At 65.1% G+C, this 13,938-nt stretch carries 14 protein-coding genes; 6 read left to right on the top strand and 8 right to left on the bottom strand.

The genetic code is table 11. The annotated features are described in order from the left end of the window. Position 1: 1 nt before the first annotated feature. Positions 2-1,267, top strand: a complete 1,266-nt coding sequence (mtaB, locus tag BI327_RS29555) for a tRNA (N(6)-L-threonylcarbamoyladenosine(37)-C(2))-methylthiotransferase MtaB (RefSeq protein WP_076864766.1) — start codon at positions 2-4, stop codon at positions 1,265-1,267. A gap of 175 nt (positions 1,268-1,442) precedes the next feature. On the opposite strand, the gene BI327_RS29550 is transcribed toward mtaB, so the two are convergent. Both BI327_RS29550 and BI327_RS29545 read right to left on the bottom strand, forming a co-directional pair. Next, entirely contained in the window at positions 1,443-2,582 is a 1,140-nt protein-coding gene (locus tag BI327_RS29550; RefSeq protein ID WP_076864765.1) for a DUF2336 domain-containing protein, read from the bottom strand. A gap of 105 nt (positions 2,583-2,687) precedes the next feature. After that, positions 2,688-3,389 carry an RluA family pseudouridine synthase gene (locus tag BI327_RS29545; protein WP_076864764.1) on the bottom strand — a complete coding sequence of 234 codons (702 nt, stop codon included), beginning with the start codon at positions 3,387-3,389 and terminating at the stop codon, positions 2,688-2,690. A gap of 49 nt (positions 3,390-3,438) precedes the next feature. On the opposite strand from BI327_RS29545, the gene ftsY reads away from it, so the two are divergent. Together ftsY and BI327_RS29535 are read left to right on the top strand one after the other, a co-directional pair. Continuing rightward, on the top strand, positions 3,439-4,386 hold the full coding sequence (gene ftsY, locus BI327_RS29540; protein ID WP_076864763.1) for a signal recognition particle-docking protein FtsY: 948 nt from the start codon (positions 3,439-3,441) through the stop codon (positions 4,384-4,386). Between the two features lie 37 nt (positions 4,387-4,423). Further along, entirely contained in the window at positions 4,424-5,023 is a 600-nt protein-coding gene (locus BI327_RS29535) for a septation protein A (RefSeq protein WP_076864762.1), read from the top strand. A gap of 178 nt (positions 5,024-5,201) precedes the next feature. Here the strand turns inward: BI327_RS29535 and BI327_RS29530 are convergent, their stop codons facing one another. From BI327_RS29530 to ccmA, 6 genes are all read right to left on the bottom strand, one after another. Beyond that, positions 5,202-5,579 (bottom strand): ComEA family DNA-binding protein, encoded by a 378-nt coding sequence (locus tag BI327_RS29530; RefSeq protein WP_076864761.1) that lies wholly within the window; start codon positions 5,577-5,579, stop codon positions 5,202-5,204. A 170-nt stretch (positions 5,580-5,749) separates the two neighbouring features. After that, positions 5,750-6,343, bottom strand: a complete 594-nt coding sequence (locus BI327_RS29525) for a DsbE family thiol:disulfide interchange protein (protein ID WP_076864760.1) — start codon at positions 6,341-6,343, stop codon at positions 5,750-5,752. Then, the gene (gene ccmD / locus BI327_RS29520; protein ID WP_076864759.1) at positions 6,340-6,525 is read right to left on the bottom strand and encodes a heme exporter protein CcmD; all 186 of its coding nucleotides are present in this window, start codon (positions 6,523-6,525) and stop codon (positions 6,340-6,342) included. Before ccmD ends, BI327_RS29525 begins: the two co-directional genes overlap by 4 nt. Next, on the bottom strand, positions 6,522-7,325 hold the full coding sequence (locus tag BI327_RS29515; protein ID WP_076864758.1) for a heme ABC transporter permease: 804 nt from the start codon (positions 7,323-7,325) through the stop codon (positions 6,522-6,524). The genes ccmD and BI327_RS29515 overlap by 4 nt, the downstream gene beginning before the upstream one ends. A gap of 64 nt (positions 7,326-7,389) precedes the next feature. Then, on the bottom strand, positions 7,390-8,058 hold the full coding sequence (gene ccmB, locus BI327_RS29510) for a heme exporter protein CcmB (RefSeq protein WP_021078801.1): 669 nt from the start codon (positions 8,056-8,058) through the stop codon (positions 7,390-7,392). 259 nt (positions 8,059-8,317) lie between these two features. After that, positions 8,318-8,920 carry a heme ABC exporter ATP-binding protein CcmA gene (ccmA, locus tag BI327_RS29505; RefSeq protein WP_076864757.1) on the bottom strand — a complete coding sequence of 201 codons (603 nt, stop codon included), beginning with the start codon at positions 8,918-8,920 and terminating at the stop codon, positions 8,318-8,320. 241 nt (positions 8,921-9,161) lie between these two features. Between ccmA and acnA the strand changes: the two genes are divergently transcribed. The 3 genes from acnA (at position 9,162) to BI327_RS29490 (ending at position 13,769) form a co-directional block, all read left to right on the top strand. Then, a complete protein-coding gene (acnA, locus tag BI327_RS29500) occupies positions 9,162-11,882 on the top strand; it encodes an aconitate hydratase AcnA (protein WP_076864756.1) in 2,721 nt (906 codons plus the stop codon). A gap of 225 nt (positions 11,883-12,107) precedes the next feature. Then, the gene (locus tag BI327_RS29495; protein WP_076864755.1) at positions 12,108-12,869 is read left to right on the top strand and encodes a DUF1223 domain-containing protein; all 762 of its coding nucleotides are present in this window, start codon (positions 12,108-12,110) and stop codon (positions 12,867-12,869) included. A 528-nt stretch (positions 12,870-13,397) separates the two neighbouring features. Continuing rightward, positions 13,398-13,769: a DUF2794 domain-containing protein gene (locus BI327_RS29490; RefSeq protein ID WP_076864754.1), complete on the top strand. Its 372-nt coding sequence runs from the start codon at positions 13,398-13,400 to the stop codon at positions 13,767-13,769. Positions 13,770-13,938: the final 169 nt, after the last annotated feature.

Here is a 13,938-nt window from a genome sequence, read left to right as displayed (position 1 = left end):
CATGGGCGTCGACGTCGTCACCTTTGGCTGCCGCCTCAACGCATTCGAATCCGAGGTGATTCGTCGCGAGGCCGAGCAGGCCGGGCTTTCCGACACCATCGTCATCAATAGCTGCGCCGTCACCAATGAGGCGGTGGCGCAGGCGCGGCAGTCGATCCGCAAGTTGAAGCGCGAACGCCCCGCGGCGCGCATCGTCGTCACCGGCTGCGCGGCGCAGACGCAAAGCCAGATGTTCGCCGAGATGGCCGAGGTCGATCGCGTCGTCGGCAATGACGAGAAGATGCGTGGCGACGCCTGGCGCGCGACGCACGCTGCGTTCGCCGCGCCGTTCGGCATCGATGCGACCGAGAAGGTCGCGGTCGCCGACATCATGGCGGTGACCGAGATGGCGCCGCATCTGCTCGACGGCTTCGAGCGCGGCCTGCCGCGGGTGTTCGTGCAGGTGCAGAACGGCTGCGACCATCGCTGCACCTTCTGCATCATCCCTTATGGCCGCGGCAATTCGCGCTCGGTGCCGATGGGCGCGGTGGTCGATCAGGTCCGGACGCTGGTCGCGCGCGGCCATGCCGAGATCGTGCTGACCGGCGTCGATCTCACGAGCTATGGCGCCGACCTGCCGGGCGCGCCGAAGCTCGGCCAGTTGACCCGTCAGATCCTGCGCCATGTGCCCGAGCTGAAGCGGCTGCGCATCTCATCGATCGATTCGATCGAGGCGGACCGTGATTTGCTCGACGTCATCGCCGACGATTCGCGGCTGATGCCGCATCTGCATCTGTCGTTGCAATCCGGCGACGACATGATCCTGAAGCGGATGAAGCGCCGGCACTCACGCCAGGACGCGATCGATTTCTGCGTCCAGGTGCGCCGGCTGCGGCCCGACATCGCGTTCGGTGCCGACATCATCGCGGGCTTTCCGACCGAGACCGAGGAGATGTTCAGGCGCTCGCTCGACCTGGTCGAGGAATGCGATCTCACCTTTCTGCACGTGTTCCCCTATTCGCGCCGTCCGGGCACGCCGGCCGCACGGATGCCGCAGGTCGCGGGCGGGGCGATCAAGGAGCGCGCGAAACGACTCCGCGAGGCCGGCGAAGCCGCATTGCTGCGGCGGCTTGCCACCGAAGTCGGCGCGACACGCGAGGTGCTGATCGAGAGCGGCACGCAGGGCCGCACCGAACATTTCCTGCCGGTTGCGATTGATGGCGATACCCCGGGCGCGGTGCGGCGGCTGACCGTGGCCGGTCACGATGGCTCACGCCTCGTTGCATAAGACCGCTGAGACTTCATCTCCGTCGCCCTGGCGAAAGCCAGGACCCATTACCCCAGCCGGTCATTGTTGTGCGACGCTGGGGCCACGATCCCGTTCATGATCCAATGCGGTGGTTATGGGTCCTGGCTTTCGCCAGGACGACGCGTGGGAAGAGCCGTGGACTCACGCCCCGCACTCAATGAGCGCGTCCGCCCGGCCTTGCAGGGTGCACCGCGCGGACCTGCCAGAACCGCAGCAGGCGATCGGCGTTTTCGCGGGTCAGTTTCGTGAACTGGCTCTTCGCTTTGGCAAGCTCGACGGGTCCCATGGAGCCGCTCATATAGCGGCATTCCATCACCGCGGCGGTGGTCTCCCAACTCAGGCCTGCCGACCGGCACGGCACCAGCAGTCCCTCGCTGCGCAGGCTTTGCATCAGTGAGCGGATCACCTCGATGCTCGACTGCGCAAGGTCCGCCAGCGCAACGACGGTCTCTTCATATTTTCGCTGTCTGGCGAAGCCGAGCAGGGCGGCCTCATTGAGGTCGCCGCTGTCCTTCAGCCTGGCGACGTGGCGCCTGGCTGCGGTGAAATCGCGGACCTGCGACATGTCGCGCTCGACGCCGGCGGCGACCGCGGCGATCGCGTGCCGGATCTCCTCGAACAGGTATGGCGGCGCGCGTTCCAGCAGGCGGCCGCGGACCTCTTCGGTCGCGCGGCGCAGGAGCTGGAGGCGAAGCTCCGACGGCAGGTCGGCGCGGATGCCGGTCTCGACCGCAAGCACCGGATCGTGCTCGGCCTGCGCCAGGATAACGGCAAATCCGTCCGGCGACACCTTGGCGCCGGGATTGGTGACCAGGCGGTGGCTCACGCTCGCGAAGCGGCGCGCCAGCAGTGCGTCGGTGACGACCTCCTTCAGCCACCAGCGGCCGGAGACGGCGAGCAGATGCTGCTCGCTCTTGGTCTGCGCGATCTCGACCAGATCGTCCGCGCTGAGCCGCGACGATTCCTGCAGGACCGGCCTGGCGATCCTGATCTCGTCATTGCTGGCGAGACGGCGAATGATCGCGGGCGGCGCCTGGGCAACCGGCGCGAGCTGCTCGCTGATGTCGGTGAGCGCCATTCGGGCGCTGATGTCGGCCAGCGCTCGCAACTCGATGGTCTTCACCAGACGCTCGAGCACATTGTCGAACAGCTCGACCTGCTCGCTGTTGAAGCTGCCGGCGGACGCGAGGAAAAGGCTGGTGACGCGCTTCGCCGTGGCAATGCATTTTTCGGCGGAGCCGGCGCGTATCGCAGCCTCGACCTCGTCGACAATTGCTTGCCCATGATTCAGCATTGCTCGTCCTGAGCCGTCGCGGCGCGCTTTTTCTAAGCCGCCTGCAGGACTATCGGACGGGGCTGAATGTTCCGTAAAGGATAATGGTCCGTAAAACTCCGGAGATCATTCGCCGTTCCAGCCGCAGGCCTTGAGCCGCGCCTGCATGTGCTCCGGTGCCGGGGCGACGACGTGCACCGGGTCCTTGTTGCGGGAAATCGGGATGCCGATCGCGCGGGAATGCAGGTGCAGGGTCGGCTCGCCGAAGCGCGGCCCGTTGCCATAGATATTGTCGCCGACGATCGGCCAGCCCATCGCCGACGAATGCACCCGCAGCTGATGGGTGCGGCCCGTGACCGGCTCCATCGCGAGCCAGGCGAGGCCATCGCCGCGCCCCAGCACCTTCCAGTTGGTGATCGCCTTCTGCCCGTCCGGATCCGGCTTCTGCCACCAGCCGCGCTCGGCGTTGAGCCGGCCGAGCGGCATGTCGATGGTGCCTTCGTCTTCGGTGGGGCCGCCCTCGACTACGGTCCAGTAGGTCTTCGAGATCTTGCTGTGCTTGAACAGCAGCCCGAGCGAGGCGGTCGCCTTGCGGTGGCGTCCCAGGACGAGGCAGCCGGAGGTGTCCTTGTCCAGCCGATGCGCCAGCACCGGCGGCCGCGGCAGGCCGAACCGCAGCGCGTCGAACGAGTCCTCCAGATTGGGCCCGCCCTTGGGGCCGCGATGCACCGGCAGGCCCGCCGGCTTGTCGATGACCAGCATCAATCCGTCGCGGTGGAGCACCCGCCCTAGGATTTCTTCCGCGGTCAATTGGGGAACATCGATCAATTCGTCGAGACTTTCGTTTGTGAGGCGAAACGGCTAACACAGCCGCGCCATGAACGATACCACTCCTGGAACTCCAAAACTGAGCTGGTGGCAGCGGCTGAAGGGCGGCCTGAAGCGGACCTCGAGTTCGATCGGGACCGCGGTCGCAGACCTCGTCACCAAGCGCAAGCTCGATTCGGCCATGCTCGATGAGATCGAGGATGTGCTGCTGCGCGCCGACCTCGGCACCGATGTCGCGGTCCGCATCGCGGAGGCGGTCGGCAAGGGCCGCTACGACAAGGCGATCTCGGCCGACGAGGTCAAGGACGTGGTTGCGACCGAGGTCGAGAAGGTGCTGTCGCCGGTGGCGAGGCCGCTGGAGATCGATACCGCCAAGCAGCCCTTCGTCATCCTGGTCGTCGGCGTCAACGGCTCCGGCAAGACCACGACCATCGGCAAGCTGGCCGCGAAATTTTCCGCCGAGGGCCGCAAGGTGATGCTGGCCGCCGGCGACACCTTCCGTGCCGCGGCGATCGAGCAGCTCAAGGTCTGGGGCGAGCGCACCAAGTCGCCGGTCATCGCAGGCGCGCAGGGCTCGGATTCGGCAAGCCTCGCCTTCAGCGCGCTGACCGCCGCCAAGGAGCAGGGGCGGGACGTGCTGCTGATCGACACCGCAGGGCGGTTGCAGAACAAGTCCGAGCTGATGAACGAGCTCGAGAAGGTCGTGCGCGTCATCAAGAAGGTCGATGCGACGGCGCCGCACGCGGTGCTGCTCGTGCTCGACGCCACGGTGGGACAAAATGCGCTGTCGCAGGTCGAGGCGTTTCATCGTACGGCAGGCGTCACCGGCCTCGTGATGACCAAGCTTGACGGCACCGCGCGCGGCGGCATCCTCGTCGCGCTGTCGGAGAAGCACAAGCTCCCGGTGCATTTCATCGGCGTCGGCGAAGGCGTCGAGGACCTCGCGCCCTTCACGGCGAAGGATTTTGCCAAGGCGATTGCCGGGATCGAGGCATGACCTCGAAAATCATGCCTCAAACCAACACCGAGGGTTAATGGACAAGACCCAGCCGCATCCGCTGTTCAAGCTCGCGACAGAGCTCGGGCCGCTGCTCGTGTTCTTCGTCGCCAACGCCAAGTACCATCTGTTCGTCGCGACGGCTGCGTTCATGGTGGCGATCGTGGCGGCGATGATCGCATCCTATGTGGTGACCAGGCACGTGCCGATCATGGCGCTGGTGACCGGTGCGATCGTCCTGGTGTTCGGCACCCTGACACTGGTGCTGCACGACGAGACCTTCATCAAGGTCAAGCCGACCATCATCTACGGCCTGTTCGCGGCCGTGCTCGGCGGCGGCTTGCTGTTCGGCCGGTCCTTCATCGCCGTGATGTTCGACCAGATGTTCAACCTGACGCCGCAGGGCTGGCGCATCCTGACCATGCGCTGGGCGCTGTTCTTCGCCGGCATGGCCATCCTCAACGAGATCGTCTGGCGCACGCAGACGACGGATTTCTGGGTGAACTTCAAGGTGTTCGGCGTGACGCCGCTGACCATGATCTTCGCGATCGCGCAGATGCCGCTGACCAAGCGCTATCACCTGGAGCCGGTCTCGCTGGAGACCAGCGAAGCGGACGCCGGCGACCTGCGGAAGTAGATCGAAACGCAGCGCGGGCAATTGCGCCGCGCTGCGTTCGAGGTCTCAAAGCGCGATGAGATTGGGTTGAATCGTCATCGCGCTTTGGTTTCTTGTTTGAGCATGATCTCCGCGCAAACGCTTCGCGTTTGTCGCGAGGGAAAACCGCTTCGCACTTTTCCGGATCATGCTTCAGAGCTCAGCTCTTCTGCTTGGCAACGATTTTGTCCTTGATCTTGTCGTAGGTCGCCTGCGGCAGGATGTTCTTCTGCACCAGTTCATCCTTGCCCTTATAGGGGCGGCCCTTGATGATCGCGGCCGAGTAGGCCTTGCCGACACCGGGCAGCGCGTCGAGCTGGTCGGAGCTGGCGCTGTTGATGTCGAGCAGATCGTCTTTCGCCATTCCCGTCGTTTTCAAGTCGGGTGCCGCCGTCTTCGGCGCCGGCGCCATCTTGCCGGTCTCCGACTTGGTGGCGGGCGTGGCCGGCTGAACGCTCTGGGCCATCGACGGTGTAGCCGTCAGCATCCCGAGCGTAAGCGCGGTGGCGAGAAGTGAAGCGAACGTGGTCTTGCGCATATGTCCCCTCCAGAGGAACGTTGATGTCAACGCTGCTGAGTTGCGGTTGCGTTCGTGGCGCTGCCGTGGCCGCGAAATGAACCGCAGATAAACCTGTCGAAGTATTTTGCCGCAGGCATTTTCGCTCGCCGTTCACCAGCGGTTCACGGCACCGCTGAATGACGGTGCGCTTACTGTCCGGCGCGCAGCGCCTTCTCGATCTCGGCCTTGAGCACGGTGTTGACGTTCTCTGGCGTCACCGGGCCGACCAGCTTGTAGACGATGGTGCCTTCGCGCCCGACCAGGAAGGTCTCGGGTACGCCATAGACGCCCCACTCGATCGAGGCGCGGCCGTTGCCGTCGACACCGACGATACCGAACGGATTGCCGTAGCGGCCGAGGAAGCGCCGCGCGTTCTCCGGCGAGTCCTTGTAGTTGATGCCGATGATCTGGAAGCGCTTGTCCTTCCCGAGTTCGGTTAGCAGCGGCGCTTCGTCATGGCAGGGTACGCACCAGGACGCCCAGACATTGACGACCGAGACCTTGCCCTTGAAGGCGGCGGGATCGAGACCGGGGACGGGCGCGCCGTCCTTCACGAGCCCGTCGAGCGCGGGCAGGGCGGTCTGCGGCGCCGGACGTCCGATCAAAGCTGACGGAATTTTCGAGGGATCGCCGCCATAGAGCCGCAGCAGGAACAGCCCGGCGAGCCCAAGGAAAACGAGCAGCGGCAGCACCACCAGCAGGCGGCGGGCTTGCGGCGGGCTGTTGGTCGCCTGCTCGGTCATCTGATATCCGCGGCGCTGCGGCCGGAGCGGCGGGTGACGCCGCTGGCCTCGATCTCCTTGAGACGCGCCTGCTGTCGGCGATAGTCGGCGATGATCCAGACGATCAACAGCAGCACGACGGCTGCGACCAGCACATAGGACATCACGATGAAGGAGGCGTAGGGACCAAGCGACATCGTCATGCCGCTCCGATTTCGTTGGATGCGTTGCCTGCACCCGAACCACTGCTCGCCTCGTTCGTAAACGTGACGCGGCTGGCCTGCATCATCTGCAGGCTGCGCACGCGCCGGCGCAGGATCTCGTTGCGCATTGCGGCCAGGTGCAAGGTGATGAACAACAGCGAGAACGCGATCGCCATCACCAGCAGCGGCCACAGGAACGCCTTGTCGAGCGTCGGCCCGCCGGCGCGAAACACCGAGGCCGGCTGATGCAGCGTGTTCCACCAGTCGACCGAGAACTTGATGATCGGGATGTTGATCGCGCCGACCAGCGTCAGCACCGCCGCCGCCCGCGCCGCGCGCGAGGGGTCCTCGACTGCGCGCCACAGCGCCATCAGGCCGAGATACATCAGGAACAGGATCAAGACCGAGGTCAGCCGCGCGTCCCACTCCCAATAGGTGCCCCACATCGGCCGGCCCCATAGCGAGCCGGTGACGAGCGCGAGGAAGGTGAAGGCGGCGCCGATCGGCGCGGCGGCTTTCGCGGCGACGTCGGCGAGCGGATGCCGCCACACCAGCGTGCCGAGCGCCGCCACGCTCATCACGCCCCAGACGAACATCGCCAGCCACGCATTCGGCACATGGATGAACATGATCTTGACCGTGGCGCCCTGCTGGTAGTCGTCGGGCGCCATTGCCGACTGGTAGAGCCCGATCGCGAGCAGGATCGCGGTCAGGCCCGCGAGCCAAGGCAGGATGCGCGCGGTCAGCGCCAGAAACCTGGTCGGATTGGCGAGGTCGGTCAGCGTCTCGGTCAGCTTCATGGCACCCTGATAGTCGTCCGTTGTGAGCGAGGCAATCGGCCGAATTCCCCTCGGCGAGATTTGATCAGTCCAGCCCGTGCCGCAGGCTCGCGGCGGCGGCAAACGGGCCGATCACGAGGCTCGCAAGCGACAGCGCGCAGAGGATCGAGAACGGTGTTCCAAACGGCAACGGCCCCGATATCGCCGCCTGCGAGGCCGCGACGCCGAAGATCAGCACCGGGATCGACAGCGGCAGCACCAGCACCGCAAGCAGCAGCCCGCCGCGATGCAGCGTCACCGCCAGCGCCGCGCCGATCATGCCGGTGAAGGTCAGCGCCGGTGTTCCCGCCAGCAAGGTCGCGGCAACCGCGAGCGTCGCCGTGCCGTCGAGATTGAGCAGCAGGCCGAGCACCGGGGTTGCGATGATCAGCGGCAGCCCGGCGGCGATCCAATGCGCCAGCGCCTTGGCCGCACAGGCGAGTTCCAGCGGCGTCCGGCTCATCACGATGAGGTCGAGCGAGCCGTCCTCATGGTCGGCCGTGAACAGGCGGTCGAGGGTGAGCAGGCTCGCCAGCAGTGCGCCGAGCCAGAGAATGGCGGGACCGAGCCGCGACAGCAGCGCCAGATCGGGACCGACCGCAAACGGCATCAGCACCGTGACGGTGAGGAAGAACAGCACGCCGATCAGCGCGCCACCGCCGACACGCAGCGCAATCCGGATGTCGCGGCGGATCAGTGCGGCCAACGCGCTCATGCGACAGATCCATCGTGGGAGCCGAGGATCTGCCGCGCAACCGTTGCGCTCCCTCCCCCCTTGCGGGGGAGGGCGGGGGAGAGGGGTGGCCCCGGGCGAGATCGTCGATAGGAACCTCGCCATCGCAATCTCGGCCGTACGTTGCGTTGGTTTGCACGGATAGAGTCCGTCGTGTGGCACTCCTCTCCCTGACCCTCCCCCGCAAGGGGGGAGGGGACCGAGAGACCGGAGCGCAGCGACGAGAGAAAAAACTGCTTGCTCATGCCGCGCCTCCCATCCGCAAATCGCGCGCGTCGATGCCGAGCGGCAGATGGGTCGCCGCGACAATCAAGCCGCCGCCTGCGAGATGGTCGCGCATCAGGGCGACGAACAGCGCCTGGCCGGCCGTGTCCAGCGCCGAGGTCGGCTCGTCCAGCAGCCACACAGGCCGCCGCACCGAGAGCAGGCGCGCGATCGACAGGCGGCGGCGCTGGCCGGCCGAGAGGTAGGCGGCCGGCAGGTGCGCGGCATGGTCGAGCGCCACCGCGGCAAGGCAGCGGCCGGCATCCTCGGCCTTGCCGCCGAGGAATTCCCGCCAGAAGGAAAGATTTTCCATAACGCTGAGCGCCGGCTTCAGGGCGTCGCGATGGCCGAGATAGTGGGCCTGCTCGGGCAGGCTGAGCTCGACGTCGCCGCCTTCGAGCGCGATCGTCCCCTCGGCCGGAACCAGCAGCCCGGCGAGCACCCGCAGCAACGAGGTCTTGCCGGCGCCGTTCGGCCCGGTGACCGCGAGCGCCTCGCCGGCCGCAGCCGAAACATCGAGGCCGGAAAACACCTCGCGCCCGCCGCGCACGCATTTCAGATTTCGTCCCGAGAGCCGCATGGTTCGTCTTGTCACAGCCCTCTGAAATCTTTCGCTACCGCGTGAGAATTTTTGGGTCGCGCAACGCCGCCGCACGCTTGTCGGTGTGGCGGTGCTTCTAGAAAGGTTCTATAAGCCCGGAACTTGATGCAGCACACACAATCGGCGGCCGCAAGCCACCCCCGGGCCATCCCTTGGCCAGTGTCGTTCGCCGGTGTTTAGTTACCCTCGCCGGGTATAACTGATAATTGGGATTCCTCGCATGACCTCACTCGACAGCTTCAAATGCCGCAAGACCATGAAGGTCGGCGCCAAGTCCTACGTCTATTACAGCCTGCCCCTGGCAGAGAAGAACGGACTGAAGGGTATTTCGAAGCTGCCGTATTCGATGAAGGTTCTGCTCGAGAACCTGCTGCGCAACGAGGACGGCCGCACCGTCAAGAAGGAAGACATCGTTGCGGTGTCGAAGTGGCTGAAGAAGCGCCAGCTCGAGCATGAAATCGCATTCCGCCCGGCGCGCGTCCTGATGCAGGATTTCACGGGCGTCCCGGCCGTGGTCGATCTCGCGGCGATGCGCAACGCGATGCAGAACCTCGGCGGTGATGCCGAGAAGATCAATCCGCTGGTGCCGGTCGATCTCGTCATCGACCACTCGGTCATCGTCAACTTCTTCGGTGACAACAAGGCGTTCGCGAAGAACGTCACCGAGGAATACAAGCAGAACCAGGAGCGCTATGAGTTCCTGAAGTGGGGCCAGAAGGCGTTCTCGAACTTCTCGGTGGTGCCGCCCGGCACCGGCATCTGCCACCAGGTCAATCTCGAATATCTCGCGCAGACGGTGTGGACCAAGAAGGAAAAGATGACGGTCGGCAAGAAGACCGGCACCTTCGAAGTCGCCTATCCGGACTCGCTGGTCGGCACCGACTCGCACACCACGATGGTCAACGGTCTCGCCGTGCTCGGCTGGGGCGTCGGCGGTATCGAGGCGGAAGCCTGCATGCTCGGCCAGCCGCTGTCGATGCTGCTGCCGGAGGTGGTCGGCTTCAAGCTCAAGGGCCAGCTCAAGGAAGGCGTCACCGCGACCGACCTCGTGCTGACCGTCACCCAGATGCTGCGCAAGCTCGGCGTGGTCGGCAAGTTCGTCGAGTTCTTCGGCCCCGGCCTCGACTATCTCTCGGTCGCGGACAAGGCGACCATCGGCAACATGGCGCCCGAATACGGCGCGACCTGCGGCTTCTTCCCGGTCGATGCCGCGACCATCGATTACCTGAAGACCTCCGGCCGCAAGGCCGATCGCGTCAAGCTGGTGCAGGCCTATGCCAAGGCGCAGGGTCTGTTCCGCACCGCCAAGTCGGCCGATCCGGTGTTCACCACCACGCTGACGCTCGACCTCGGCGACGTCGTGCCGTCGATGGCCGGACCGAAGCGCCCCGAAGGCCGCATCGCGCTGCCGGCGGTGTCGACCGGCTTCGCGACCGCGCTGGTCGGCGAGTACAAGAAACCCGAGGGTGAGACGAAGCGCTTCGCGGTCGAGGGCCGCAACTTCGATCTCGGCCATGGCGACGTCGTGATCGCCGCGATCACCTCCTGCACCAACACCTCGAACCCGAGCGTGCTGATCGGCGCCGGCCTGTTGGCGCGCAAGGCGGCCGCCAAGGGCCTGAAGGCCAAGCCGTGGGTGAAGACCTCGCTCGCGCCGGGCAGCCAGGTGGTGGCAGAGTATCTCGCCAATTCCGGCCTGCAGGCCGATCTCGACAAGGTCGGCTTCAACCTGGTCGGCTTCGGCTGCACCACCTGCATCGGCAATTCCGGCCCGCTGCCGGAGGACATCTCGAAGTCGATCAACGAGAACGGCATCGTCGCCGCCGCCGTGTTGTCGGGCAACCGCAACTTCGAAGGCCGCGTCTCGCCGGACGTGCAGGCGAACTACCTCGCCTCGCCGCCGCTGGTGGTCGCGCATGCGCTGGCCGGCACCGTGACCAAGGATCTCGCGGTCGAGCCGCTCGGCATCGGCAAGGACGGCAAGCCGGTGTTCCTCAAGGATATCTGGCCGACCGCCAAGGAGATCAACACCTTCATGAAGAAGTACGTCACCGCGACGATCTTCAAGAAGAAGTACGCCGACGTGTTCAAGGGCGATACCAACTGGCGCAAGATCAAGACCACGGAAAGCGAGACCTATCGCTGGAACATGGGCTCGACCTATGTGCAGAACCCGCCCTATTTCGAAGGCATGAAGAAGCAGCCGGACCCGGTCACGGACGTGGTCGACGCGCGGATCCTCGCGATGTTCGGCGACAAGATCACCACCGACCACATCTCGCCGGCCGGTTCGATCAAGCTGACCTCGCCCGCCGGCAAGTTCCTCAGCGAGCACCAGGTGCGCCCCGCCGACTTCAACCAGTACGGCACGCGACGCGGCAACCATGAAGTGATGATGCGCGGCACCTTCGCCAACATCCGCATCAAGAACTTCATGCTGAAGGGCGCCGACGGCAATATTCCGGAAGGCGGTTTGACCAAGCACTGGTCCGACGGCGAGCAGATGTCGATCTACGACGCCGCGATGAAGTACCAGCAGGAGAGCGTGCCGCTGGTGGTGTTCGCCGGCGCCGAATACGGCAACGGCTCGTCGCGCGATTGGGCCGCGAAGGGCACCCGCCTGCTCGGCGTGCGCGCGGTGATCTGCCAGAGCTTCGAGCGCATCCACCGCTCCAACCTGGTCGGCATGGGTGTGCTTCCGCTCACCTTCCAGGACGGCACGTCGTGGTCCTCGCTCGGGCTGAAGGGCGACGAGAAGGTCACCATCCGCGGGCTGCAGGGCGACCTGAAGCCGCGCCAGACGCTGACCGCCGAGATCGTCTCCGCCGACGGCGGCAAGCGGGACGTCCCGCTGCTCTGCCGCATCGATACGCTGGACGAGCTCGATTACTATCGCAACGGCGGCATCCTGCACTATGTGCTGCGCAAACTCGCGGCCTAAGGCCCCTTGTTTGAGCACGGTCTCTTCGGAAAGCCGCTTCACACTTTTCCGGACCATGCTCTAACGCGACTTTGTGATCGGTGCCTCACTGCTTAGTGAGTAGCGGCTAAAAAGAAGGCGGCCTATGAAAAGGCCGCTTTCTCGCGTTTTGGGGCACGCAAGTTCAGGGACAGACTTCATGCTCCGTACAATTACGGATGGAAATCATCACGACTGGTTCGCAGTATGACAGCGATGATGGCCTATAACTCGATCTCGCGGTGGTCCAGCGCTCTTGGTATCTGCGCAATCGTCGCGATCATCCGCCCCGCTCACGCCGATCCGCGTGCTGTCGTCGAACTCTTCACCTCGCAGGGATGCTCGTCCTGTCCGCCCGCGGACAAGATCATCGGCGATCTCGCGAAGGACCCCAACGTCATCGCGCTGAGCATGCCGATCGACTATTGGGACTATCTCGGCTGGAAGGACACGCTCGCCGATTCCCGTTTCAGCGCCCGCCAGAAAGCCTATTCGCACGTGCGCGGCGATCGCGACGTCTACACGCCGCAGGCCGTGATCAATGGCTCCGCGCATGTGATCGGCAGCGATCGCGCCAGCATCGAGGACGCCATCAAGAGCACCGAGAAGAGCGGCAGCGTGATGTCGGTGCCGGTGACGATGACGCTGACCGGCAAGCAGATCAACGTGTCGGTCGCCGCATCGAAGTCGCCCGCGGTGTCGCGCGGCGAAGTCTGGATCTGCTCGATCTCGAAATCAGTGCCGATCTCGATTGCGCGCGGCGAGAACCGCGGCCGCGAGATCACCTACCACAATGTGGTGCGCAATCTGCTGAAGGTCGGCGACTGGAACGGTTCGTCCGGCAGCTGGACCGTGCCGCTGGAGAACATCACGCGCGACGGCGTCGATGCCGCGGCCGTGTACGTCCAGGACGGCAGTCGCGACAAGCCGGGCCCGATGCTCGGCGCTGCATTTACCTCGCTGCACTAGCTTCACTGCGCGTGCTTGCGCTGCTGCGCCGCGCGCAAGTTGTCGCGCCGCCAGAGACGACAGCGAACCTGCATCCGGTGACGTGCTGAAATGAAAGCGCCGTGGCTTGCGCAACTCGACCGCGCGCGATTGCGCAGGAGCCCAAAAACAAAAAGGACCAACTTTCGTTGGCCCAGTGTTGGGATTTGACTCCCCTGCGAACAGGCCCGATCCCGACGGCCCCGGGGGGCTGGGGGCTGAGGAATCCGGAACCGAAAGGACCGGGCCAACGCAGGATTTTCTTTTCGCAGGGCAGCGGGGCGGGCGATTGGCGGAAGTGGGGCAGCAATATGATTCCGCTAACGTTCCCGTGAGTCTGCGGTTTTCCGGACAATCCATCGCGCCTGAAGGTGGTTAAGGCCCGGTTGCGTTGCGAATGGCCCCTTGCGGCGTCCGTCGCTTAGCGCAATCATGTCACTCTCGTGACGATCCCGAAGTGGGCACCGGCCTTCGGAACCTGATGGTCACTGAGATGACAGGAGGCGCTCGATGAGTTTGATCTCGGAGGACACTGATCCGAGCGGGAGCCGTGCCGCGGCGCGCCCCGCCGCCGCGACCCCCCAACCCAACCGCGTGACATTCAATCGACTTGAGCTCAACCGCATTCTCAATCTCTACGGCCGCATGGTCGCCGACGGCGAGTGGCGCGATTATGCGATCGACTTCCTGAAGGACCGCGCCGTGTTCTCGGTGTTCCGCCGCGCCTCCGAAGTGCCGATCTACCGGATCGAGAAGGACCCCCGGCTGGCGCGCAAGCAGGGCATGTACAGCGTGATTTCGGCGACCGGCCTGATCCTGCGCCGCGGCCACGAACTCGAACGTGTGCTGCTGGTGATCGACCGCAAGCTGTCGCTGGTGTAGCGGACTTCATCTAGCCCGACGAGTCTTGTAGCCCGGATGAGCGAAGCGACATCCGGGACGGTCTTGCCACGCGGGCGCAAGCTTCCCCGGATATCGCTTCGCTCATCCGGGCTACAGATCGCCAATTCTCCGCACCTTCGCCGAGCGCGCCGCCCCGCCCAAAACAAAA

Source organism: Bradyrhizobium mercantei (assembly GCF_001982635.1).
Classification (GTDB): domain Bacteria; phylum Pseudomonadota; class Alphaproteobacteria; order Rhizobiales; family Xanthobacteraceae; genus Bradyrhizobium; species Bradyrhizobium mercantei.
The sequence above is the reverse complement of the archived record's forward strand: the minus strand, read 5'-3'. Positions and strand labels throughout refer to the sequence as shown.

Coding starts and splice junctions, on each gene's coding strand:
- mtaB (WP_076864766.1), top strand. CDS start 2: ATGGGCGTCGACGTCGTCACCTTTGGCTGCCGCCTCAACGCATTCGAA.
- BI327_RS29550 (WP_076864765.1), bottom strand. CDS start 2,582: ATGCTGAATCATGGGCAAGCAATTGTCGACGAGGTCGAGGCTGCGATA.
- ftsY (WP_076864763.1), top strand. CDS start 3,439: ATGAACGATACCACTCCTGGAACTCCAAAACTGAGCTGGTGGCAGCGG.
- BI327_RS29535 (WP_076864762.1), top strand. CDS start 4,424: ATGGACAAGACCCAGCCGCATCCGCTGTTCAAGCTCGCGACAGAGCTC.
- BI327_RS29530 (WP_076864761.1), bottom strand. CDS start 5,579: ATGCGCAAGACCACGTTCGCTTCACTTCTCGCCACCGCGCTTACGCTC.
- BI327_RS29525 (WP_076864760.1), bottom strand. CDS start 6,343: ATGACCGAGCAGGCGACCAACAGCCCGCCGCAAGCCCGCCGCCTGCTG.
- ccmD (WP_076864759.1), bottom strand. CDS start 6,525: ATGACGATGTCGCTTGGTCCCTACGCCTCCTTCATCGTGATGTCCTAT.
- BI327_RS29515 (WP_076864758.1), bottom strand. CDS start 7,325: ATGAAGCTGACCGAGACGCTGACCGACCTCGCCAATCCGACCAGGTTT.
- ccmB (WP_021078801.1), bottom strand. CDS start 8,058: ATGAGCGCGTTGGCCGCACTGATCCGCCGCGACATCCGGATTGCGCTG.
- ccmA (WP_076864757.1), bottom strand. CDS start 8,920: ATGCGGCTCTCGGGACGAAATCTGAAATGCGTGCGCGGCGGGCGCGAG.
- acnA (WP_076864756.1), top strand. CDS start 9,162: ATGACCTCACTCGACAGCTTCAAATGCCGCAAGACCATGAAGGTCGGC.
- BI327_RS29495 (WP_076864755.1), top strand. CDS start 12,108: ATGACAGCGATGATGGCCTATAACTCGATCTCGCGGTGGTCCAGCGCT.
- BI327_RS29490 (WP_076864754.1), top strand. CDS start 13,398: ATGAGTTTGATCTCGGAGGACACTGATCCGAGCGGGAGCCGTGCCGCG.